This window comes from Curtobacterium sp. VKM Ac-2861 (assembly GCF_013204965.1).
GTDB lineage: Bacteria > Actinomycetota > Actinomycetes > Actinomycetales > Microbacteriaceae > Curtobacterium.
On record NZ_JABMLA010000003.1, the window covers coordinates 312141 to 332342 of the forward strand.

Below are 20202 nucleotides of genomic sequence, written 5' to 3' on the forward strand. Positions count from 1 at the left end.
GCTCGGCCCGTCAGCCCTTCAGTGCTCCGGCGGCGATGTTGGCGATGAAGTGGCGCGAGCCGATGATGAACACGCCGATGAGCGGGAACACACTGATCACGGCGCCGGCCATCACCGCCCCGAGGTCGGTCGCGTTCACCGAGCTCAGTCCGGCCAGGGCCACCTGCAGGGTCTGTCCCTTCGGGTCGATGAGGACGATGAGCGGCCAGACGTAGTCGTTCCAGGCGGTGATGAACGTGAAGATGCCGAGGAACGCGAGCCCGCCGCGGAGCATCGGGACCGCCACCGACCACCAGGTGCGGAAGAACCCCGCTCCGTCCACCCGGGCCGAGTCGATGACCTCGTTCGGGATCGACGAGGTGGCGAACTGCCGGAGCAGGAAGATGCCGAACGCGTTCGCCGCCCCCGGGATGATGAGCGCCTGCAGACCACCGATCCACCCGAGGTTCGCCATGAGCACGAAGCTCGGCACCAGCGACAGGCTGCCGGGCACCAGGAACGTGGCGAGCATGACGGTGAACAGTGTGCGCTTGAACGGGAACTCGTACTTCGCGAACGCGAACGCGGCGAGCGAGTCGAACAGCATGACCAGGACGGCGGTGCTGCCGGCCACGAGCACGGTGTTCAGGAGTGCCCGCAGCATGTCGACGTTGCTGAACACGGACGCCACGTTCGCGAGGGCGTTGTCCCCGAACCAGAGCGACGGCGGGTAGCCGAAGATCTCGGCGTTCGTCGACGTCGACATCACGAGGAGCCACCAGAACGGGAAGATCGACAGCAGCACCCCGATGATCAGGCAGAGGTGCGTGACGGCGGTCCCGAGCCAGCCGCGGCGGAACCCGCGGCCGCGGTCGTTCCCTGCGGCCCCCGGTCGGCCGAGTGCCGCGGCGGTGTTGGTCGTCGTCGTGGTCGGTGTCGCGGTCATGCGTCGACCCCCTTCGTGCTGGTGCGGACCGTGCGGGCCACGCGGAGTCGTCGTGGGGTCTTCAGGCCGTCGCGTTCACTGAGCAGACGCCAGTTGATGATCGCGAACACCACGGAGAACAGGAACAGCACCCAGGCGATCGCCGAGCCGTACCCGAAGTCGAACTGGTTGAACGCCTGCTCGTACTGGTAGAGCACGATCGTCATGCCGGCCTCGTCGGGGCCGCCCACCGCTTGTCCGTTGAACAGGATCTGCGGCTCCGTGAAGAGCCCGAGCCCACCGATCGTCGACGTGATGAGGGTGAACAGGATCACCGGGTGCAGCAGCGGCACGGTGATGCGCGAGAAGATCTGCCACGCGTTCGCGCCGTCCACCTTGGCGGCGTCGTACAACTCGGTCGAGATGGACTGCAGTCCGGCCAGGTAGATGATCGCGTTGTAGCCCGTCCAGCGCCAGATCACCATCACCGAGATGGTGACCTTGATGCCCCAGTACGACGACAGCCACCCGACCGGGTCCGCGCCGAGTGCGCGCAGTGCCGCGTTCACCAGGCCGAAGCCGTCGGAGAACACCGAGCCGAACACGATCGCCATCGCGACCATGCTCGTGACGTTCGGCACGAAGAACGCGACGCGGTAGAAGCCCTTCGCCCGGATGTTGCCGTGCAGCAGGAACGCGAGCACGAGCGCGAGGAACAGCATCGGGATCGTCGACATCACCCAGATGAGGAACGTGTTGCCGACGGCGTTCCAGAACCGCGGGTCGCCGAGCAGGTACTGGTACTGGGCCAGACCGACGAACGCGGGGGAGCCGACCCCGTCCCAGTCGGTGAACGACAGCACGATCGAGAACACGATCGGGAACAGCCCGAACACCAGGAAGAGCACGTAGAACGGCGCGATCGCGACGTACTGCGGCCAGAACCGGCGGAGGCCGTACCGTTTGCCGGTCGCTGCGGTGGTGATGGAGGACGTCGGGGTCCCGACGACCGCGGGGATGCTCGTGGTCGGTGGTGCCTGCTTGGTGCTCATGCGCGGACCCCCCGCTTGTCGAGGACCCGGTTGGTCTGGTCGACGGCGTCCTGCCAGGCGCGGTCCGGGTCCTTGCCCCCGGCCTCGACGTTCGTGATCTCGGTCGCGAACGCACCGATGAACCGTTCGGAGTTCGAGATGTACGTCACCGGGACGTCCATCGCCGAGGCGTTGAAGAACGCCAGCGGGTCCTGGTCGCCGAAGTAGTCGCCGGGCTTCCGCATGATCCCGTTGTCGAACGACGCCGGGGTGGAGGGGAACAGCTGGATGTCGTTGTACGTGTGCGACTGCACCTCGGGCGAGGTGATCCACTGCGCGAACGCGGCGGCCGCGGCCGGGTCCTTCGAGGTCTTCGGGACGGCGAGGAACGACCCGCCGCTGTTCCCCGGCCGATCCGGTTGCCGGGCGACCCGCCACGTGCCGGCGGCGTCGGGAGCCGTGTCGTGGATGACCTGCGTCCACCACGCGCCCTCGATCTGTCCCGCGACCCGGCCGGACACCCACCCGGCGTTCTGGTCGGTGCCGGACTGCAGGTTGCCGGTGAGGCCGGAACGGACGCAGGCGACGGCGTTCTCCCACGCCTGCCGCACCGAGCTGTCGTCCTGCTCGAAGACCGGCTGGTCGTCGCGGTCGAAGTACCGCGTGGGGCTGGCGTAGATGTACTGGTTGAAGAGCTGGTTTGCGGTGATGACCGTCGCGGCGTCCGCACCCTTCCGGATCTTCGCGCCGAAGGAGCGGAACCCGTCCCACGTCGCGATCGCGTCGGAGACCTCGTCCGGGTCCGTCGGCAGCCCGGCCTTCGCCAGGACGTCCTGCCGGTAGAAGAAGCCGGTCGGACCGGTGTCGACGGGCCAGAAGCACTGCCGGCCGCTCGGCGTCCGGCCGAGTGCGCTCTTCCAGTCGTAGTACTCGTCCCGCTTCGCCGCGCCGCCGTGGTCGTCGAAGTCGGTGAAGAGGTCTTCGTCGGGGAAGTACAGCCAGCAGTTCGAGTTGACCATGAGGACGTCGGGGATGAACGCGTTCCCGGCGAGTGCCGTCCGGAACTTGGTGTCGTACGAGGCACCGCCGATCAGGTCGGGGCGGAGCCGCTTGGACCCCTGCCCGGCGATCCCCCCGGCGGCCTGCCGCAGGAACTTCGGGTCGAGCGACCGGTTCCAGTACCAGAGGACGAGTTCGTCAGGGTCCTTGGAGATGGCGGTGCTCGTGGAGCACCCGGCCAACAAGGCGGTGGTGGCGAGGGCTCCGAGGGCACCTGCGCCGGCGAGGAACCCCCGCCTGCTGAGACTGATCGATGGAGATGACGTCACGAAACTACCTGCTCTCGTCGTTGAGATCGGGTTGGAAACAGCGATACCGGGTCCCCGGAGCGTTCGACCGTGAACGCTCACGAAGTGGTCCAGAGCATCCTCTGTGAGACACGCCGTGTCAAGCACTTCCGCATTGATCCGCCGGGCGTGTGGCACTAGCGTCGTCGTGACCGTGAAGGTTCACGAGACGACAAGGATCCGCATGTCAGCGCAGACCGCGAACACCGCCAGCACCCCGACTCCGACGGTCGCCGACCGCCCCGGCTGGGCCGTCCTCGGCCCCGGGGGCATCGCCCGCCGCTTCCTCTCCCAGCTGCCCGCGAGCGGTGGTGCCCTGGTGGCTGCCGGCAGCTCGTCCACCGAGCGGGCGCAGACCTTCGCCGACGAAGCCGCGCAGCTCGGGTTCGCCGACGTCTCCGCTGCGACCTACGACGAGGTCCTCGCCGACCCGCGCGTCGACGCCGTGTACGTCTCGACCGTGCACACCGGGCACGCGCGGCTCGTCCTCGCCGCGCTCGAGGCCGGCAAGGCCGTCCTGTGCGAGAAGCCCCTCGCCCCGAACCACGGCACCGCCATGGCGCTCGCCGATGCCGCACGCCAGGCTGGCCTGCCGCTGGTCGAGGCGTTCATGTACCGCTTCCACCCGCAGACCGCCGCACTGCTCGACCTCGTGCGGGACGGCGTGATCGGCGAGGTCACGCACATCGACGCCTCGTTCGCGTTCCGGACCGGTGAGCGGACCGGCCGACTGTTCGACGTCGACACGGCCGGCGGCGGGATCCTCGACGTCGGCGGGTACCCGGTGACGATGGCTGCCGCGATCGTGCAGGCCGCGACCGGTGTCGCCGTCGCCGAGCCGACGGAGCTCACCGCCACCGGCACCCTCGGGCCGACCGGTGTCGACGAGTGGACCGTCGCGCAGCTGACCTACCGCGGCGGCATCACGGCGTCCGTCCGCACCGGTGTCTTCGTGCAGGACGACAACGCGGTCGCGGTGTACGGCACGCGCGGTCGCCTCCTGCTGGCCGACCCGTGGACCCTCGGCGCCGACCCGACGATCGAGGTGCACACTGTCGACGAGGCCCCGCGCACGCTGTCCTTCGCCGGCGAGCACCCCTACGCCCGTGAAGCCGACGCCACCACCGACGCCCTGCGTGCGGGTGCGGTCGAGGCGGCACAGATGACGATCGACGAGTCGCTCGCGACCGCTCGCACCCTCGACAAGTGGCGCGCCGCGATCGGCCTGCGCTACCCGTTCGAGGCCGAGTCCGCCGACATCCCCACCGTGAGCGGTCGGCCGCTCCGGGTGCAGGACGGCAACCCCATGCAGTACGGCGAGATCCCGGGTGTCGGCAAGCGGCTGTCGCGCCTGGTCATGGGCGTCGACAACCAGCCCGACCTCGCCCACGCCAGCGCGATCTTCGACCTGTTCGTCGAGCAGGGCGGCAACGTCTTCGACACCGGCTACATCTACGGCGGCGGTGTGCTCGAGGGCCGGCTCGGCAAGTGGATCCAGAACCGCGGCATCCGCGAGGACGTGGTCGTCATCACGAAGGGTGCGCACACGCCGTTCTGCGACCCGGAGTCCCTGACGAAGCAGCTGCTCGAGAGCCTCGAGCGCCAGGGCACCGACTACGCGGACATCTACATGATGCACCGCGACAACCCGGACATCCCGGTGGGAGAGTTCGTCGACGTCCTCGACGAGCACCGCCGCGCGGGCCGCATCCGCGTGTACGGCGGGTCGAACTGGACGCTGGCACGCTTCGACGAGGCCAACGCCTACGCACGGGCGAACGGGAAGCACGAGTTCGAGGTCCTCAGCAACCACTTCGGCCTGGCCGAGGCCTACGACGTGCCGTGGGACGGCTGCGAGCACGCGACCGACGCCGCGTCGAAGGCGTGGCTCGAGGAGCGTCAGGTCCCGCTGCTGCCGTGGTCGTCGCAGGCCCGCGGCTTCTTCACCGGCCGTGCGACGCCGGAGGACACCAGCGACGCCGAACTCGTCCGCTGCTACTACAGCGACGAGAACTTCGAGCGGCTCCGTCGCGCGCGGGAGCTCGGCGACCGGTTCGGCGTCCCCGCCACGGCGATCGCCCTGGCGTACGTGCTGAACCAGCCGTTCCCGACGTTCCCGCTCTTCGGACCGCGTACGATCGCGGAAGCCCGATCGTCCATGACGGGCCTCTCCGTCGACCTCACCCCGGAACAGGTGGCATGGCTGGACCTCCGCGACTGACCCAGTCGCCACCGGACGGCCCGCACTCCGGCGGCCGCGCGACGATCATCGACGTCGCTGCGGCCGCCGGGGTGTCCCGGCAGACCGTCACCCGCGCGATGAACGGCATGTCCGGCATCAGCGCGACCACGAAGGAACGGGTGCTCGCCGTCGCGGCGTCGCTCGACTACCGGCCGTCGCGGTTCGGCCGCGGGCTGGTCACCGGCGGCGACCACCAGCTCGGGCTCGTCGTGAACGACCTGCGGAACCCGTACACGCCCCAGCTCGCGTCCGCCGTGTTCCGGCTCGCCGCCGAGCAGGGGTGGAACGTCATGCTCGCCGACGTCGACCTGGCGAGTGACGCCGACCGGATGGTCCAGGCGCTCGGTGCGCAGACCGACGTGGTCATCGGGTACCTCGGCTCGCGCCGGCACCGGTGGAGCGAGCTCCTCGGCAACGTGCCGATGGTCGAGCTCGACCCGTCCTCCGACCCGCCCACGGCTGCGGTGTGGATCGACCCCGCCGACGCGATCGAGGCCCTTGCCGACCACCTGGTGGCGACCGGGGTGCGGCACCCGGTCGTGCTCGACAACTCGTCACCGGACCACACGAGCGCGCGCGGCCTGCTCATGCTGGACGCGCTGCGCCGCCGCGGCTACCTGCCGGAGCTCGTGCACGCGCCGCACGGCACCGCCGAGTGCGGTGCCGACGAGACGGCGCGGATCCTGGCTCGGAAGCGCCGACTCGACGCGATCCTGGCCTTCAACGACGTGATGGCGCTCGGCGTGCTGCAGGCCTGCCGCCGCGCGGGCGTCGACGTCCCCGGTGAGGTCCGGGTCGTCGGCGTCGACGGCCTGCCGCTCGGCGCTCTGGTGTCGCCGATGCTGACGACCCTGGCGGTCGACCTCGACGCCGTCGCGCGCGAGGCCCTCACGCTCGCGCTCGGCATGCTCGCCGGTGAGCTGCCGCGGCACGGCGCCGCAGTGCAGCGCACCGTGCGCCACAGTCTGCTGGTCCGCGACTCCGCCTGACGACGCGCCCCGCGCCGGTCCCGCCCCCGAGGTTCCGAAATCTCGGCATGTCGGCGCTCAGGCCGCCCGACATCGGAACCCGGGCGGAGACCACGCGGCGTGTTGTGGAACCCCGGCACCGGAACCCCGGCACCGGACGCAGGTCGTGCCGTCGCTCCAGCCTCCCGCCCTGGGCGGGACCAGACGTCGGACGGGAGGCCCGTGGCGAGCCCGCCACGGGCCTCCCGTCCGCCTGTTGGTTGCATTTGCAACCATAACCGTCCAGACGGTACACTGACGGAGTCCTGACGGGGCGCGTGTCCATCCCGCGTCCCGTCTCGTCTGCCCCACGCACCGCCCGCCGTCGACCAGGTCCGGCTCGAAGTCCCAGGAGTCCGCCGTGTCCGCACTGCTCACCAGCCCCATCGCCACCCGCGTCACCGGCAGCCGCGCCCGACGGTTCCTCGCGCTCGCCGTGCTGATGCTGCCGGTGCTGCTCATCTCGGTGGACAACACCGTGCTGAGCTTCGCGCTGCCGTCGATCAGTCGTGCGCTCAACCCGGACGCCACCACGCAGCTCTGGATCGTCGACGCGTACCCGCTCGTCCTGGCCGGGCTGCTCGTCGTGATGGGCAGCATCGGTGACCGCATCGGCCGCCGTCGGATCCTGGTGATCGGGGCCACCGGTTTCGCGCTGTTCTCCGTCGCCGCTGCCTTCGCGACCGACGCCTGGATGCTCGTCGCCGCACGGATCGCGATGGGGGTGTTCGGGGCGATGCTCATGCCCGCGACACTCTCGATCATCCGCAACGTCTTCGTCGACGCGGGGGAGCGGCGGATGGCGCTGGCCGTGTGGTCGACCATGTTCGCGGCCGGCAACGCCCTCGGTCCGCTCGTCGGTGGCACGCTGCTCGCGCACTTCCACTGGGGCAGCGTCTTCCTGGTCGCGGTGCCGATCCTCGTGCTCATGCTCGTCGGCGTCCCGTTCTGCGTGCCGGAGTCGCGCGACCCGATGCCGGGGCCGGTCGACGTGCCGAGCATGTTCCTGTCCCTCGGTGCGCTGGCGCCGATCGCCTGGGCGATCAAGTCGTTCGTGCACCCGGAGGAGCGCGGGTTCGCGGTCGCGATGCTCGCCGTCGGCGTCGTGTGCGGCATCGCGTTCGTCCGCCGGCAGCTGCGGTCCCGTACGCCGATGCTCGACCTGCGCCTGTTCCGCAGCACGGCGTTCACCGGCAGCGTGCTCATGAACCTGATGGCGATGTTCTCGCTGACCGGCTTCCTGTTCTTCATCGCGCAGCACCTGCAGCTCGTGGCGGGGCTCGACCCGTTCGCCTCGGGCGTCGTGCTGATCCCCGGATCGGTGCTCACGATCGTCGCCGGACTCGCGGTGGTGCCGGTCGTCGCACGGGTCGCACCGCGCTGGGTCGTGTCGGTCTCGCTGCTCTTCTCGGCCGCGGCGTACGCCCTCGTGGCGGTCCTCGGACACCACGCGTCGATCGCGGCGCTGGCCTTCGCGTTCGTGCTGCTCGGCATCGGGATCGGCGCGTCCGAGACCGTCACGAACGACCTCATCATCTCGACCGCTCCGGCGGACAAGGCCGGTGCCGCGTCGGCGATGTCCGAGACGGCGTACGAGATCGGTGCGGTGCTCGGTACGGCCGTCCTCGGCACGATCCTGGCGAGCACCTACCGGGCGCACGTCGTGGTGCCGGGCGGCCTGAGTTCGACGGCGCACACCGCTGCCCAGGAGACGCTCGGTGGTGCGGTGTCCGCCGCGTCGTCCCTCGGCGGACCGACCGGTCAGGCGCTCCTCGAGTCGGCGCGGGCGGCGTTCGACTCCGGCGTGACGATCACGGCCGGCGTCGCCGCGGTGCTCATGGTGATCGCTGCCGCAGGCGCCGTCGTCATGCTCAAGCGTCGCTGACGCGCGTCGCTTCGTGAGTCGCTGACGCGTGCCGCTTCGCGCGCCGCTGACGCGCGCCGCTTCGTGAGCGGAAATGGTCGGGTTGCGCCACGCGACCCGACCATTTCTGCTCACGAAGCCATCGCCACGGCGCGCCCGGGACCCGTCGAACCTGTGAATCGTTGACCTCAACCATGGTTCAGGTCATACGTTGGGACATGCCCGCCCAGTGACGGCACACCCCCGCGCGAAGGAACGACGACGAACACCATGCCCGACGAAGCCCCGGCGAACATCGCCGAAGCGTACAAGTCCGCGTTCCGCGGGCACCCGGCCGGCGTCGCCGTCATCACCGCCGAGGGACCGGACGGTCCGACCGGACTCACCGCCTCGAGCGTCGCGAGCGTGGCTGTGGACCCGCCGGTGCTCGTCTTCTCGCTGTCGACGAACTCCGGGTCCGCCGGGGTCGTGCTCGGCGCCCCGGTCTTCGTCGTGCACCTGGTCGACTCGCTCAGCGTGGCGCTCGCCCGGCGGTTCGCCTCGACCGGCAGCCCGACCGCGGACGACCCGATCTGGGGCACCCTGCCCTCGGGTGACCGCTACCTGCCCAGTGCCGCGAGCGCGCTCCGGTGCCGCCCGCTCTCCACGACCCCGATCGGCAGCTCGACCGTCGTCGTCGCCGAGGTCCTCGACATCGTCGTCGGCCTCGAGCACGGCGAGCCGCTGGTCTACCACAACCGGGAATTCCACTCCCTCACCGATCGTTCCCGGCTCTCGTGAGCCGCGGAATCCCATCCGCAACCCACTGATCGAAAGGACCTCACATGGCTGAGTACACCCTGCCGGAGCTGCCGTACGACTACGCCGCACTCGAGCCGCACATCAGCGGCAAGATCATGCAGCTGCACCACGACAAGCACCACCAGGCCTACGTGACCGGAGCGAACACCGCGCTGCAGCAGCTCGGTGAAGCGCGCGAGTCGGGCAACTTCGGTGCGATCAACAAGCTCGAGAAGGACCTGGCGTTCCACCTCGGTGGCCACGTCAACCACTCGATCTTCTGGACCAACCTCGGCCCGGACACGAAGGTCCCCGAGGGCGAGCTCGCCGCGGCGATCGACGAGTTCTTCGGCTCGTTCGACACCTTCAAGGCGCAGTTCGCCGCCGTCGCAAACGGCATCCAGGGCTCCGGCTGGGCCGTCCTGGCCTGGGACACCGTCGGCCAGAAGCTGACCACGTTCCAGCTGTTCGACCAGCAGGCCAACGTGCCGTTCGGCCTCGTGCCGATCTTCCTGCTCGACATGTGGGAGCACGCCTTCTACCTCGACTACCTCAACGTCAAGGCGGACTACGTGAAGGCCGTCTGGAACATCGTCGACTGGGAGAACGTCGCGGCGCGCTTCGCCAACGCGAAGTCGCAGTCGTTCGTGACGCTCTGATCGACTGACCGCGGGTCGCGTGACGCGACCGACGGACGAACGGGAGGCACGGTGCCAGCTGGCACCGTGCCTCCCGTTCGTGCATCACGCCGCGGTGACTGCCGCGCCGGCGGCGAGCCGGTCGGCGATCGCCCGGAGCGCGGCGTCGGTGTCGGCGCGCTCGCGGTCGACGATCGCGGTCCACTGGGCACCGCGGGCAGTCGTCACGGCGTCGCGTGCGACGCGGTCGGCGGCCTCGGCGTCGTAGCCGTGTGCGAGGCACCACGCGGCGACCGCTGCCACGTGGTCCCGGTGCAGACCGCGTTGCCGGACCCGGCTGTCCATCGCCTCGACGGACCCGAGCTCGAAGGTGAGCCGGGCCGCGAGTGCTCGGTGCGGGTCGTCGAGGCGACCGAAGCTGGTCACCAAGTAGTCAGCGAGGGCGGAGCGGTCTGCAGCGGGATCGAGCGCAGCGTGGCAGACCGTGTCGGCCAGGTGCACGACGACCGAGTCGATGAGGGCGTCGCGGGAGCCGAAGTGGTAGACGATCGGGTACGCACTGGTGCCCAGGATGCGCCCGAGGCTGCGGACCGAGACGTCCTCGAGCTTGGTGTCCAGCAAGTGCAGGGTGACCTTCTCGAGGATCGCCGGCTTGAGCGTCGGGTCGGGCTTCCGGGGCATGGCATCTCCGTCGGATCGTCGGCGGCGGGCACAGGACCCGCCACATGGTGGCATTGCGTATGTTACCGGTCGGGCAGTGCGATTGGCCACCACGACGAGGGTCCGTGCGGTCCCGAAAACGGAGCTTTACTCGGTTCCCCGTACACTGGGGCAGATGTCCATGCCGCAAGAGGCCTCCGTGCCCGTGTCGCAGCCCGAGGGGACCCGTGCCGGACGGGTGGTCGCGGGCCGCCGTCGTGGCGCCGGAAAACGGTTCCTGGTCATCGGCGACGTCCTGGACGGCGTGCTCGTGCAGACGACCGCGCACACCATCGGGGTGCACGACCCCGCCGCCGTGATCCGCCACCGACCGACGGGTGCCGCCGGCAACACCGCCGCCTGGCTCGGCTGGCTCGGTGCCGAGGTGGACCTCGTCGCGCGGGTCGGCGTCGACGACGTCTACCGGCACGAGCGCTCGTTGGAGGACGCCGGTGTCCGCCCGCACCTGCGCTACGACGCGATGACCTCCACCGGGGTCGTGGTGTCCGTGCGCAACGACAGCGGCCGCACGGCGATGTCCGACCCGGCCGCGAGCGGGAAGCTCACGGCTGCCGACGTCCCCGAGGCCGTGGCCCGACGCGCGGACATCGTGCACCTGACCGGGCACGCGATGCTCGGTGGCGGCGCCGACCGCATCGCATCGCTGGTCGCACGCGCCCGGACCGGGTCGGCTCGGGTGTCGCTCGACCCGTCCTCGGCGGCCATCGTCCGGTCGGTCGGAGCTCCTGCCTTCCTCGAGGCCCTCGTCGGCGTCGACGTCCTCTTCCCCGGCCGGCAGGAGGCCCTCGAACTGACCGGGACGACCGACCTCGACGACGCGGTGCGGCGACTCACCGAGCACGTCCCGCTCGTGGTGGTCACGGTGGGCGCCGACGGCGTGCTGGTGGGGCGACGCGGACGGAGCGTGCACCGCGTCCCCGCGACGCCGGCCACGGTCGTCGACACGGTCGGCGCCGGTGACGCGTTCGCCGCGGGCTTCGTGCGTGCCTGGGCGACCGATCCCGTGCGCGTCGGAGCGGCTGCACGTGAGGGCACGCGCGTCGCGGCCCGAGCACTCGGGTTCGTGGGGGGTCGCCCACCGGTGTGACGGGCAGTCGTCAGACCGGTACCGACACGGACCTGGCCGGCCCGTCGCGTGCGGTCCGGTGTGTCAGTGCTCGGCGGGCTCCGCCACGACGGTGAGGGTCTGGACGCGTCCTGCCGCGCCAGGGGCGAGCCGGATCTCGACGCGCAGGCGCCCGCAGGTGCCGGGCAGCCACCACCGCAGGTGCGACGGCGCCGACGACTGCTCGGCGACGGGAGCGGCGGTCAGGTCGGCACCCACCTCGGCCACCGCCGCCGCGATCGCCCGCCGGCGTCGGTCGTAGGGGTCGTCCATCGCCACGTTTGGCGTGCAGACCGCGTCCGCCACGGCGTCCTGCCAGTCGGCCAGGAGGCCCGTCACGGCAGCCTGCGCCGCTCGCGTCGCCCGGACGGTCGGCTCGGCGCCGGGGCGGCGCACCGGTCCGGTCGTTGTGTCGGCGTACCCGCCGGACGCCGCCGGACGCGCTGCCTCGAGCAGGAGGTCGTGTGCCTGCTGGGCAGCGGCGGAGACCTTCGCCTGCGTGGCGTTCTCGAACGCGACGACACCGAGGCCGGTCTGCGCGGACCAGCGCATGTGCGCCGAGAACCCCGGGTAGCCGCCGGAGTGCGAGACGAGTTCGCCGAACCGGTCGTCCTGTTCGACGAACAGCCCGAAGCCGTACGCCGTGGCGCGTGACGAGCCGGGGACGACGGACGACGGCACGACCCGCATCGCCTGCTGCATGAGCCGGCGGTCGGCGGGGGAGACCGGGCCGGGTTCCGGGGCGTCGGAGGATGCCGACCCGAGGTGCGTCGCCCACCGTGCGAGGTCGCGGACGGTGGAGAACAGTCCGCCGATCGACGAGAACGCACCCGGGCCGGTCATCGGCAGGGGCTCCCAGTCGCCGTCGTGCGGGCGGAACCCGGTGACGACCGGTCCCTGCGCCTCGGCCGCGCTGAACACCGTGTGGTCGAGACCGAGCGGTCGGAGCACGGTGTCACGTGCTGCCTGGGTGAACGGACGGCCGGTGACGACGGCGACGACCCGCCCGAGCAGGGCGTAGCCCAGGTTCGAGTACGCGAACCGGGTGCCGGGCACCGAGTCGAACAACAGCCCACCGCGCAGGACGTCGTCGAGCTCGGCGTCGCTGATCGACTCCTGCCGGTCCGCCCAGGGGTCGTCGGTGGGGAAGCCGGCCGACATGGTCAGCAGCATCCGCACGGTCGGTACGGGGGAGTCCGGTGTGGGCAGGGGCACCGCGCCGAACGCCGGGACGAACACGGTGATCGGCGCGTCGAGGTCCAGCCGACCGTCGGACACCAGCGTCAGCAGCGTCGCCGCGGTGACGCTCTTCGTGCACGATGCGATCCGGTAGACGGTGTCGGCGTCCGGCCGCTGCCCGTCGCCGCGATCGCCGTGGCCCCCGGAGGCGACGAGGCCGGTCCGGTCGAAGACGCCCCACACACTGCTCGGTGCGACGCCACGGTCGACACGGTCACGGAAGAGCGCGTCGACCTGCGCGACGGCGGTGTCCCACGGGCTCATGACCGACGCATCTCGGCGTACGCGTCGAGCGCGCGCTGCCGGGTCGCCTTGAGGTCGACCATCGGCTCGGGCCGGAGTTCCTCCGACGGCACCCACCGGTGCACGTACTCGCGGTGCGGGTCGAAGCGCTCGAGCTGCCGGTCGGGGTTGAACACCCGGAAGTACGGCGCCGCGTCGAAGCCCGACCCGGCGACCCACTGCCAGTTCGCGGCGTTGTTGGCGGAGTCGGCGTCGACGAGGGTGTCCCAGAACCACTGCTCGCCCACCCGCCAGTCGACGAGCAGGTTCTTGACGAGGAAGCTCGCGGTCGCCAACCGGACACGGTTGTGCATGGCGCCGGAGTGCCACAGCTCGCGCATGCCGGCGTCGACGAGGTCGAACCCGGTCGTCCCGGTGCGCCACCGGTCGACCTCGGCCGTCGGGGCGTCCCGCCACGGGAACGCGTCGAACTCACGACGCACGTTCACCGTCGTGATGTCCTCGCAGTGGAAGTACTCGTTCCAGTTGAACTCGCGCCAGGCCAGCTGTCGCAGGAAGGCGGAGGCGTTCTGGCGCTGCTCGGGCTCGAGCGCTCCGTGCAGCCGGTGCCACACCTGGTACGGGCTGACCTCGCCCCAGCGCAGGTGCGGGGACAGGTCGCTCGTGGCGGCCATGGCGGGTTCGTCGCGCTGGTCGTAGTCCTCGAGCGCATGGGTGACGAAGTGCTCGAGCCGCTGGTGTGCGCCGTGCTCGCCGGGCTCCCAGGCATCGCGGAGTCCGCCGGCCCAGTCGGGACGGGTCGGCAGCAGGTCCCACTGGCGCAGGTCGTCGCTCGCGACGCGGGCCGGGGCGGGCAGGTCGCGGGGCTTCGGGAGCGGGTGCCGTGGTTCCGGCATCGCCTGGGCAGCGCGCCAGAACGGGGTGAACACCTTGTACGGCTCGCCCTGTCCGGTGCGGACGGTCCACGGTTCCCAGAGCAGGCTCGCCGCGAAGCTGTGCGCCTCGATGCCGCGGTCGTGCAGGGCGCTCTTGATGCCGGCGTCGACCTCGCGCTCGGCTGGACCGTACCGACGGTTCCAGAACACGGCGTCGGCACCGGTGTCGGCGACGAGGGTGTCGATCACCGCGGCGGCCGCACCCCGTCGCAGCACCAGCCGCGAGTCACGGTCACGCAGTTCGCCGTCCAGCGCGGTGAGCGAGTGGTGGAGCCACCAACGGCTCGCCGCGCCCGCGGGACGGATGCCGGGGGATTCGTCGTCGAGGACGTAGACCACCGTGACGTCGCCGCCGTGGTCGATCGCGGCACGCAGAGCGGGGTTGTCGGCCAGCCGCAGGTCGTCGCGGAGCCAGACCAGTGCGCCGGTCACACCGCTGCCGGGTCCGACTCGGAGACCGACCGCGCGACGGCCCGTCGGCCCGGGGCGGTGCCGACCGCGAGGCGCAGCTTCGTGCAGAGCTCGGTGAGCGTGCGGAGTTCGGCGTCGGACAGTCCGGCGCCGACCTGCTGCGCGATGCTCGCCGCGTGCTGCACGGCCACCTGGCGGTAGACGTCGAACCCGTGCGGGGTGAGTGCCACGATGACGCCGCGGGCATCGGACGGATCCGGCTGCTTCTCGACGATCCCGCGGGCGAGCAGGCGATCGACCAGACGGCTCACGCTCGGCTGGGTGAGGAGCAGGTGGCCGGTGAGGTCACGCATGCGGCAGCGTCGACCGGGCTGCGTCGACAGGTTGAAGCAGACGTCGTACTCGTTGAAGGAGATCTCGCCGCCGGGGAAGTCCGCGTTGAGGCTCCGCATCACGGTGACCTGGGCGCGGAACAGTGATTCCCAGGCAGCGACGGCGGTCGCCTTCTCGCTGCGGCGTGACTCGCTCACGATGGCGCTCCCCTCTGGTCGGACGGTCCGTCCACACTACCGACGGCCCCCGACAGGCGCGGGTTCGACATGCACGCGCTCGGACATGCACGAGGGCCGGCCGCTCTTCCGAGCGACCGGCCCTCTCCCTTGCACCAAGAGTTTCCTGCAATCACATTCCGCAGGCGGTGCCACAGCAAACACCGTCTGCACCACCGACTGTATAACGAAGCGGTAACGGCGCGCTAGCCTCCGCGTGCGTCGTTCGCTGCGAGTTCACCAAGAGCGACCGATCAGGATCAGAAGAGGTCGGGCGACGGCGTCGAGGCGTAGCGCACGGCCACGTCGGCGTGACGGTCGAACCGGTAGCCCACGCCGCGGACGGTGCGGACGATCTCCTCGAACGCGCCGAGCTTGGAGCGGAGCCGGCGCACGTGCACGTCGATGGTGCGCTCGTTCGGGGTCTCGTCCTCGCCGTCGGACCACAGGCCGTCGATGATGGCCGAGCGGTCCACCGTCTGGCCCTCGCGCAGCACCAGGAACTGCAGGAGTTCGAACTCCTTGTAGGTCAGGGGAGCTGCGTCGCCGTCGAGCGTGACGCGCTTGCGGGAGATGTCGATGACGACCCCGGTCTCCTCCGGCTCGGGCTTCTCGGCCTGCTTGCGGGCGGCGACCGCGGACCGGTCCTGCAGGGCCAGGCGGACGACGTCGACGTCACGGCCACCGGACTGCTCCGCGGCGACGGCGACGGCCGCGTAGGTCTCCGAGTTCGGCACCAGCTGCGCGGTCAGTGCCTTCAGCTGCTCGACGACGGCTGCGAGCGTCGTGCCGGCCGCCGCCGCCTTCGCCTCGTCGATCCCGACGTAGAGCGCGAAGCCACGGGCCTCGGTGCCCTCGGGCAGGGAGCGGTTGCGCTGCGGTGCGACGACCGGGCTGGTCGGCACGCTCGTCTGCCCGGTCGTGGCCGGTGTCGCGGGACGCGGACGGATCGGGGTGACCGTCCCGAGGTCGGTCGGCGCCGGAGCGGCGGTGCGGAGCGCGGTGCGGGGCTGGGCGATGGTGAGCGACATGGTGGTTCTCCGGGCGATGTGGCCGGTGCGCGTGTGGCGCTGGCGGCGGTGTCGAATGCGTCGACCCGGGTACGGCTGGATGCCGATGTGCCCTGCGGTCCTGCTGCGGACCGGGGCGGACCCGGGGGAACGGGAGACAGACCTCGTGACGTGGTGCGCGTCGCCGACGGTGTCCGTCACCCGGGGATCACACGCTCGCGACCGGGGTGGTGTCGCGGGGGATCCGGCTGGAACGGGTGCCGATCAGGCACACATTCGACAACGCATGACGGCGACCGGCATCATCATGCCGGCAGTCCCCTGGACCTCGGAGAGGACGCGGGTGGACACGGTTGCAGTCATGGGACGAGTATCGGCGGTATACCAAGGTGGTGTCAACCGTCCGAGCAGACGGTGCGTTCCGCGCACCGGTGGCGGTGGACCGGGCTAACGGACGACGGGAGGCCCGTGGCGGTGTCGCCACGGGCCTCCCGTCGATCGTCGGTGACGTCGACTGCCTACTCGGCCAGACCGTAGAGGCGGTCGCCGGCGTCGCCGAGACCGGGGACGATGTACCCGTTCTCGTCGAGCTTCTCGTCGAGGGCACCGAGGACGATCGAGACGTTGCGGTCGCCGACGGCCTCTTCGACCATGGCGAGCCCCTCCGGCGCACCGAGGATGCACACGCAGGTGATCTCCTCGGCACCGCGGGCGAACAGGAAGTCGATGGCAGCGGCGAGGGTCCCGCCGGTGGCCAGCATCGGGTCGAGCACGAAGCACTGACGGCCGGACAGGTCGTCGGGCAGGCGCTCGGCGTAGGTCTGCGGCTCGAGCGTCTCCTCGTTGCGGGCCATGCCGAGGAACCCGACCTCGGCCGTCGGCACGAGCTTGACCATCCCCTCGAGCATGCCGAGGCCGGCACGCAGGATCGGGACGACGAGCGGACGCGGCTTGGCGATCGAGACGCCCATGGTGTGCGCCACGGGGGTGTCGATCGGCGTCGCGGTGACCCGGACGTTCCGCGTGGCCTCGTACGCGAGGAGCGTGACGAGCTCTTCGGTCAGGGCGCGGAACGTGGGGGAGGGTGTGGTCCGGTCGCGGAGCACCGAGAGCTTGTGGGTGATGAGCGGGTGGTCGGCGACGTGGACTCGCATAGGGTCGAGCCTACCGTGCTGCCGACCACCTGGAGGTCCCGTGGAAGCGCCCGCTGCCCGTCCGTTCGTCCCGGCGATGGAGCGCGCGCTCGACGAGGCCCGGGCCTGCCTGGCGACCGGCGACGTGCCCGTGGGAGCGGTGGTGCTCGACCGCGACGGCGTCGTCGTCGCCGTCGGCCGGAACGAGCGCGAGGCGCTGCAGGACCCGACCGCCCACGCCGAGGTGCTCGCGCTCCGCGCGGCCGCCGCGGTCACGGGGGACTGGCACCTCGACGAGCACACGCTCGTCGTGACCCTCGAGCCGTGCCCGATGTGCGCCGGGGCGATCCTGGCCGCGCGTGTGCCGCGCGTCGTGTTCGGCGCCTGGGACCCGAAGGCGGGCGCGACCGGCAGCGTCTACGACATCGCCAGGGACCGTCGGCTGCCGCATCGTTCCGAGGTCGTCGGCGGCGTGCTCGAACGCGAGTGCGCCGCGCTGCTCGACGCGTTCTTCAGTCAGCGGCGAGGATGACGATCGCCTCGGTCGGCGGGCGCGGACCGGTGCGGAGCACGTCGGGCTCGACGTAGATGACCCGGGCGATCGGCACCGCGGAGCGCACCCGCTGCTCGACCGTGTCGATGCCCGCGGCGACGTCCCCCAGGCGGCGGTCGCCGTCGACGGCGACCTTCACGCCGACCATCAGCTCGTCCGGACCCAGGTACAGGGTCTTGATGTGGATGATCGAGTCGACCTCCGGGCCGTCGAGCACCGCGTGCTTGATCCGCTCGACGTCGGCGGCGGTCGCGCCCTCGCCGACGAGGAGGCTCTTCGTCTCGATGCCCAGGACGACCGCGACGGCGATGAGCAGGGCGGCGATGAAGATCGTGCCGATCGCGTCGAAGACCCCGTTGCCGGTGATCGCGGTCAGCCCGACGCCGAAGAGTGCGAACACCAGGCCGAGCAGTGCCGCGGTGTCCTCGAGCATGACGACGGGCAGCTCCGGGGCCTTGGCACGGCGGACGAACTGGACCCAGCTGAGCGTGCCCTTCTGCGGCCGGGCCTCCTTCAGTGCGGTGCGGAGCGAGAAGCCCTCGAGCCCGATCGCGATGACGAGCACGACGAGCGGCAGCCACCAGTTCTCGAGCGGGTGCGGGTGGGCGAGCTTCTCGATGCCCTCGTAGAGCGAGAAGACGCCGCCGACGGAGAACAGGATGATCGAGACGACGAAGGCGTAGACGTAGCGCTCGCGGCCGTAGCCGAACGGGTGTTCCTCGTCGGCGGCGCGGCGCGCCCGGCGACCACCGAGCAGCAGGAGGAGCTGGTTCGCGGAGTCGGCCAGGGAGTGCACGCCCTCGGCCAGCATCGACGCGGACCCGCTGATCGCCGCCGCGACGAACTTCACGATCGCGATGCCGACGTTCGCACCGAGTGCGGCGAGGATCGCCTTCGTGCCTCCTGAAGCGCTCACAGCTGTCCCCTTCTCCCGATCTGGAAGACGATCCTAGGCGAGGCCGGTCGGTAGGGTCGGGAGCATGACGATCGACCTGCCCCGTACCGCCCTGCTCGGCGTCGGCTCCATGTCCGGCTCGGTCCTCGACGGCCTGCTCGCCGCCGGACTCGACCCGGCGACCGTGACCCTCACGACGAAGTCCGAGGCGTCGGCGGCCGCCCACCGGGAGCGCGGGCTCGACGCCACCGCGAGTGACACCGACCCCGACGCGAACCGCTCGGCCGTCCGTGGCGCGGCACTCGTCGTCGTCGGTGTGAAGCCGTACGTGATCGCGGACCTGCTCGACGAGGTCGCCGCCGACCTGGAGCCCGGTGCGGTGCTGGTCAGCGTGGCGGTCGGCACCACCACCGCGAGCATGGAGGAGCGGGTGCCGGCCGGGGTCCGCGTCGTCCGGGCGCTGCCGAACACGCCGATCGGCGTCGGCCACGGCGTCACCGGGATCAGCGCCGGGGCATCGGCGGACGCCGAGGCCGTTGCGCTCGCGTCGTCGGTGTTCACGGCGTCAGGACGGGTGCTCGAGGTGCCCGAGGCGCAGCTCGACGCCCTGTCGGCGGTGTCCGGCTCGGGCCCGGCCTACGTCTTCCTGCTCGTCGAGGAGTGGCAGCGTGCCGCCGAGGCGCTGGGCTTCGCCCCCGAGCAGGCGGCCGCGATGGTGCAGGGCACGCTCCGGGGTGCCGTCGAGCTGCTCGACCGGTCGGAGCGCGGACCCGCAGACCTGCGGCGTGCCGTCACGAGCCCGAAGGGCACCACCGAGCGGGCCGTCGCGGTGCTGCAGGACGCCGACCTGGCCGACACGTTCCTGCGCGCGTCGCGCGCGGCGATCGCGCGTGCGGAGGAGATCGCGGCGTCGTAGACGCGTCCGGGACTACTCGTAGGCGGCGAAGCGCTCCAGGTCCGTCTCGGAACCCGAGACGATGATCACGTCGTTCTCGCCGATGATGCTCTCCGGGGTCGCCGGCACGAACGGGCTGCCCGGCGGCTTGATGCCGAGCACCGTCAGGCCGAACCGCGTGCGGATCACCGTGGTCGCGAGGTCCTTGCCGCGCACCGCCCGCGGCGGGAACATCTTCACCACCGCGAAGTCGTCGTCGAACTCGATGAAGTCGAGCATGCGTCCGGACACCAGGTGCGCCGTGCGCTCGCCGGCCTCGCGCTCCGGGTAGACGACGTGGTTCGCGCCGATGCGGGACAGGATCGTGCCGTGCGACCGGCTGATGGCCTTCGCCCAGATCTGCGGGATGCCGAGGTCGACCAGGTTCGCGGTGATCAGCACGCTCGACTCCAGGTCGCTGCCCGTGCCGACGACCGCGATCGCGAAGTCCTGCGCACCGATCTGGCGCAGGGCGTCGATGTCGGTCGCATCGGCCTGCACGGCGTGCGTGACCCGGTCGGACCACTTCTGCACCAGGCCCGGGTCGGTGTCGACGACCAGCACCTCGCGGTCCTGCCGCTCGAGCTGACCGGCGGTGGCGGCGCCGAACCGGCCGAGGCCGATGACGAGCACGGGTGCATCGTGACTGATCGCACCCATCGGG

Annotated in this window: 19 protein-coding genes; 8 read left to right on the plus strand and 11 right to left on the minus strand. The window is 71.0% G+C overall.

From position 1 onward, the window contains the following. Positions 1-10 precede the first annotated feature (10 nt). From HQQ88_RS09525 to HQQ88_RS09535, 3 genes are read right to left on the minus strand one after another with little or no spacing between them, the layout of a single operon-like run. On the minus strand, positions 11-925 hold the full coding sequence (locus HQQ88_RS09525) for a carbohydrate ABC transporter permease (protein WP_123292072.1): 915 nt from the start codon (positions 923-925) through the stop codon (positions 11-13). Further along, a complete protein-coding gene (locus HQQ88_RS09530) occupies positions 922-1956 on the minus strand; it encodes a carbohydrate ABC transporter permease (protein WP_173169303.1) in 1035 nt (344 codons plus the stop codon). Before HQQ88_RS09530 ends, HQQ88_RS09525 begins: the two co-directional genes overlap by 4 nt. Next, positions 1953-3263 (minus strand): ABC transporter substrate-binding protein, encoded by a 1311-nt coding sequence (locus tag HQQ88_RS09535; RefSeq protein ID WP_235036058.1) that lies wholly within the window; start codon positions 3261-3263, stop codon positions 1953-1955. The genes HQQ88_RS09530 and HQQ88_RS09535 overlap by 4 nt, the downstream gene beginning before the upstream one ends. Before the next feature lie 202 nt (positions 3264-3465). On the opposite strand from HQQ88_RS09535, the gene HQQ88_RS09540 reads away from it, so the two are divergent. The 5 genes from HQQ88_RS09540 to HQQ88_RS09560 all read left to right on the plus strand — a co-directional run bounded on the left by HQQ88_RS09540 (position 3466) and on the right by HQQ88_RS09560 (position 9833). Further along, entirely contained in the window at positions 3466-5502 is a 2037-nt protein-coding gene (locus tag HQQ88_RS09540; RefSeq protein ID WP_173169304.1) for an aldo/keto reductase, read from the plus strand. After that, complete coding sequence (locus HQQ88_RS09545; protein ID WP_131845717.1) at positions 5481-6512, plus strand: LacI family DNA-binding transcriptional regulator; 1032 nt, start codon at positions 5481-5483, stop codon at positions 6510-6512. Before HQQ88_RS09540 ends, HQQ88_RS09545 begins: the two co-directional genes overlap by 22 nt. Positions 6513-6891: 379 nt before the next feature. Further along, on the plus strand, positions 6892-8415 hold the full coding sequence (locus HQQ88_RS09550; RefSeq protein ID WP_173169305.1) for an MFS transporter: 1524 nt from the start codon (positions 6892-6894) through the stop codon (positions 8413-8415). Positions 8416-8664: 249 nt separating this feature from the next. Beyond that, positions 8665-9174 carry a flavin reductase family protein gene (locus tag HQQ88_RS09555; RefSeq protein ID WP_111084301.1) on the plus strand — a complete coding sequence of 170 codons (510 nt, stop codon included), beginning with the start codon at positions 8665-8667 and terminating at the stop codon, positions 9172-9174. A 44-nt stretch (positions 9175-9218) separates the two neighbouring features. Continuing rightward, positions 9219-9833 carry a superoxide dismutase gene (locus HQQ88_RS09560; RefSeq protein WP_111084300.1) on the plus strand — a complete coding sequence of 205 codons (615 nt, stop codon included), beginning with the start codon at positions 9219-9221 and terminating at the stop codon, positions 9831-9833. Positions 9834-9917: 84 nt separating this feature from the next. Here the strand turns inward: HQQ88_RS09560 and HQQ88_RS09565 are convergent, their stop codons facing one another. After that, complete coding sequence (locus HQQ88_RS09565; RefSeq protein WP_173169306.1) at positions 9918-10493, minus strand: hypothetical protein; 576 nt, start codon at positions 10491-10493, stop codon at positions 9918-9920. A 154-nt stretch (positions 10494-10647) separates the two neighbouring features. Here HQQ88_RS09565 and HQQ88_RS09570 point away from each other — a divergent pair, with 154 nt between their 5' ends. Next, positions 10648-11619, plus strand: coding sequence for a carbohydrate kinase family protein (locus HQQ88_RS09570; RefSeq protein WP_165901360.1), 972 nt, complete (start codon positions 10648-10650; stop codon positions 11617-11619). A 63-nt stretch (positions 11620-11682) separates the two neighbouring features. Here HQQ88_RS09570 and HQQ88_RS09575 read toward each other — a convergent pair whose 3' ends face one another. The 5 genes from HQQ88_RS09575 to upp all read right to left on the minus strand — a co-directional run bounded on the left by HQQ88_RS09575 (position 11683) and on the right by upp (position 17177). Continuing rightward, positions 11683-13140, minus strand: coding sequence for a serine hydrolase domain-containing protein (locus HQQ88_RS09575; protein WP_173169307.1), 1458 nt, complete (start codon positions 13138-13140; stop codon positions 11683-11685). Further along, positions 13137-14486, minus strand: coding sequence for a deoxyribodipyrimidine photo-lyase (locus tag HQQ88_RS09580; RefSeq protein WP_173169308.1), 1350 nt, complete (start codon positions 14484-14486; stop codon positions 13137-13139). The genes HQQ88_RS09575 and HQQ88_RS09580 overlap by 4 nt, the downstream gene beginning before the upstream one ends. Then, the gene (locus HQQ88_RS09585; protein ID WP_123338832.1) at positions 14483-14995 is read right to left on the minus strand and encodes a MarR family winged helix-turn-helix transcriptional regulator; all 513 of its coding nucleotides are present in this window, start codon (positions 14993-14995) and stop codon (positions 14483-14485) included. The genes HQQ88_RS09580 and HQQ88_RS09585 overlap by 4 nt, the downstream gene beginning before the upstream one ends. A gap of 278 nt (positions 14996-15273) precedes the next feature. Then, on the minus strand, positions 15274-16044 hold the full coding sequence (locus tag HQQ88_RS09590; protein ID WP_123292081.1) for a winged helix-turn-helix domain-containing protein: 771 nt from the start codon (positions 16042-16044) through the stop codon (positions 15274-15276). Between the two features lie 497 nt (positions 16045-16541). Next, on the minus strand, positions 16542-17177 hold the full coding sequence (upp, locus tag HQQ88_RS09595; protein WP_111084293.1) for a uracil phosphoribosyltransferase: 636 nt from the start codon (positions 17175-17177) through the stop codon (positions 16542-16544). A gap of 76 nt (positions 17178-17253) precedes the next feature. Between upp and HQQ88_RS09600 the strand changes: the two genes are divergently transcribed. Continuing rightward, positions 17254-17688, plus strand: coding sequence for a nucleoside deaminase (locus tag HQQ88_RS09600; protein WP_123938773.1), 435 nt, complete (start codon positions 17254-17256; stop codon positions 17686-17688). Here HQQ88_RS09600 and HQQ88_RS09605 read toward each other — a convergent pair. Beyond that, positions 17669-18625, minus strand: a complete 957-nt coding sequence (locus tag HQQ88_RS09605; RefSeq protein WP_123292082.1) for a cation diffusion facilitator family transporter — start codon at positions 18623-18625, stop codon at positions 17669-17671. The two genes, HQQ88_RS09600 and HQQ88_RS09605, sit on opposite strands and share 20 nt — an antisense overlap. 64 nt (positions 18626-18689) lie before the next feature. Here HQQ88_RS09605 and proC point away from each other — a divergent pair, with 64 nt between their 5' ends. Then, complete coding sequence (proC, locus tag HQQ88_RS09610; protein ID WP_173169309.1) at positions 18690-19520, plus strand: pyrroline-5-carboxylate reductase; 831 nt, start codon at positions 18690-18692, stop codon at positions 19518-19520. Positions 19521-19532: 12 nt separating this feature from the next. On the opposite strand, the gene HQQ88_RS09615 is transcribed toward proC, so the two are convergent. Next, positions 19533-20198, minus strand: coding sequence for a TrkA family potassium uptake protein (locus HQQ88_RS09615; RefSeq protein WP_111084290.1), 666 nt, complete (start codon positions 20196-20198; stop codon positions 19533-19535). Positions 20199-20202: the final 4 nt, after the last annotated feature.

Excerpts from the sequence above, each read along its gene's own strand:
- HQQ88_RS09525 (WP_123292072.1), bottom strand. The coding sequence starts at position 925 with ATGACCGCGACACCGACCACGACGACGACCAACACCGCCGCGGCACTC.
- HQQ88_RS09530 (WP_173169303.1), bottom strand. The coding sequence starts at position 1,956 with ATGAGCACCAAGCAGGCACCACCGACCACGAGCATCCCCGCGGTCGTC.
- HQQ88_RS09540 (WP_173169304.1), top strand. The coding sequence starts at position 3,466 with ATGTCAGCGCAGACCGCGAACACCGCCAGCACCCCGACTCCGACGGTC.
- HQQ88_RS09545 (WP_131845717.1), top strand. The coding sequence starts at position 5,481 with ATGGCTGGACCTCCGCGACTGACCCAGTCGCCACCGGACGGCCCGCAC.
- HQQ88_RS09555 (WP_111084301.1), top strand. The coding sequence starts at position 8,665 with ATGCCCGACGAAGCCCCGGCGAACATCGCCGAAGCGTACAAGTCCGCG.
- HQQ88_RS09560 (WP_111084300.1), top strand. The coding sequence starts at position 9,219 with ATGGCTGAGTACACCCTGCCGGAGCTGCCGTACGACTACGCCGCACTC.
- HQQ88_RS09565 (WP_173169306.1), bottom strand. The coding sequence starts at position 10,493 with ATGCCCCGGAAGCCCGACCCGACGCTCAAGCCGGCGATCCTCGAGAAG.
- HQQ88_RS09570 (WP_165901360.1), top strand. The coding sequence starts at position 10,648 with ATGTCCATGCCGCAAGAGGCCTCCGTGCCCGTGTCGCAGCCCGAGGGG.
- HQQ88_RS09575 (WP_173169307.1), bottom strand. The coding sequence starts at position 13,140 with ATGAGCCCGTGGGACACCGCCGTCGCGCAGGTCGACGCGCTCTTCCGT.
- HQQ88_RS09590 (WP_123292081.1), bottom strand. The coding sequence starts at position 16,044 with ATGTCGCTCACCATCGCCCAGCCCCGCACCGCGCTCCGCACCGCCGCT.
- upp (WP_111084293.1), bottom strand. The coding sequence starts at position 17,177 with ATGCGAGTCCACGTCGCCGACCACCCGCTCATCACCCACAAGCTCTCG.
- HQQ88_RS09600 (WP_123938773.1), top strand. The coding sequence starts at position 17,254 with ATGGAGCGCGCGCTCGACGAGGCCCGGGCCTGCCTGGCGACCGGCGAC.
- proC (WP_173169309.1), top strand. The coding sequence starts at position 18,690 with ATGACGATCGACCTGCCCCGTACCGCCCTGCTCGGCGTCGGCTCCATG.
- HQQ88_RS09615 (WP_111084290.1), bottom strand. The coding sequence starts at position 20,198 with ATGGGTGCGATCAGTCACGATGCACCCGTGCTCGTCATCGGCCTCGGC.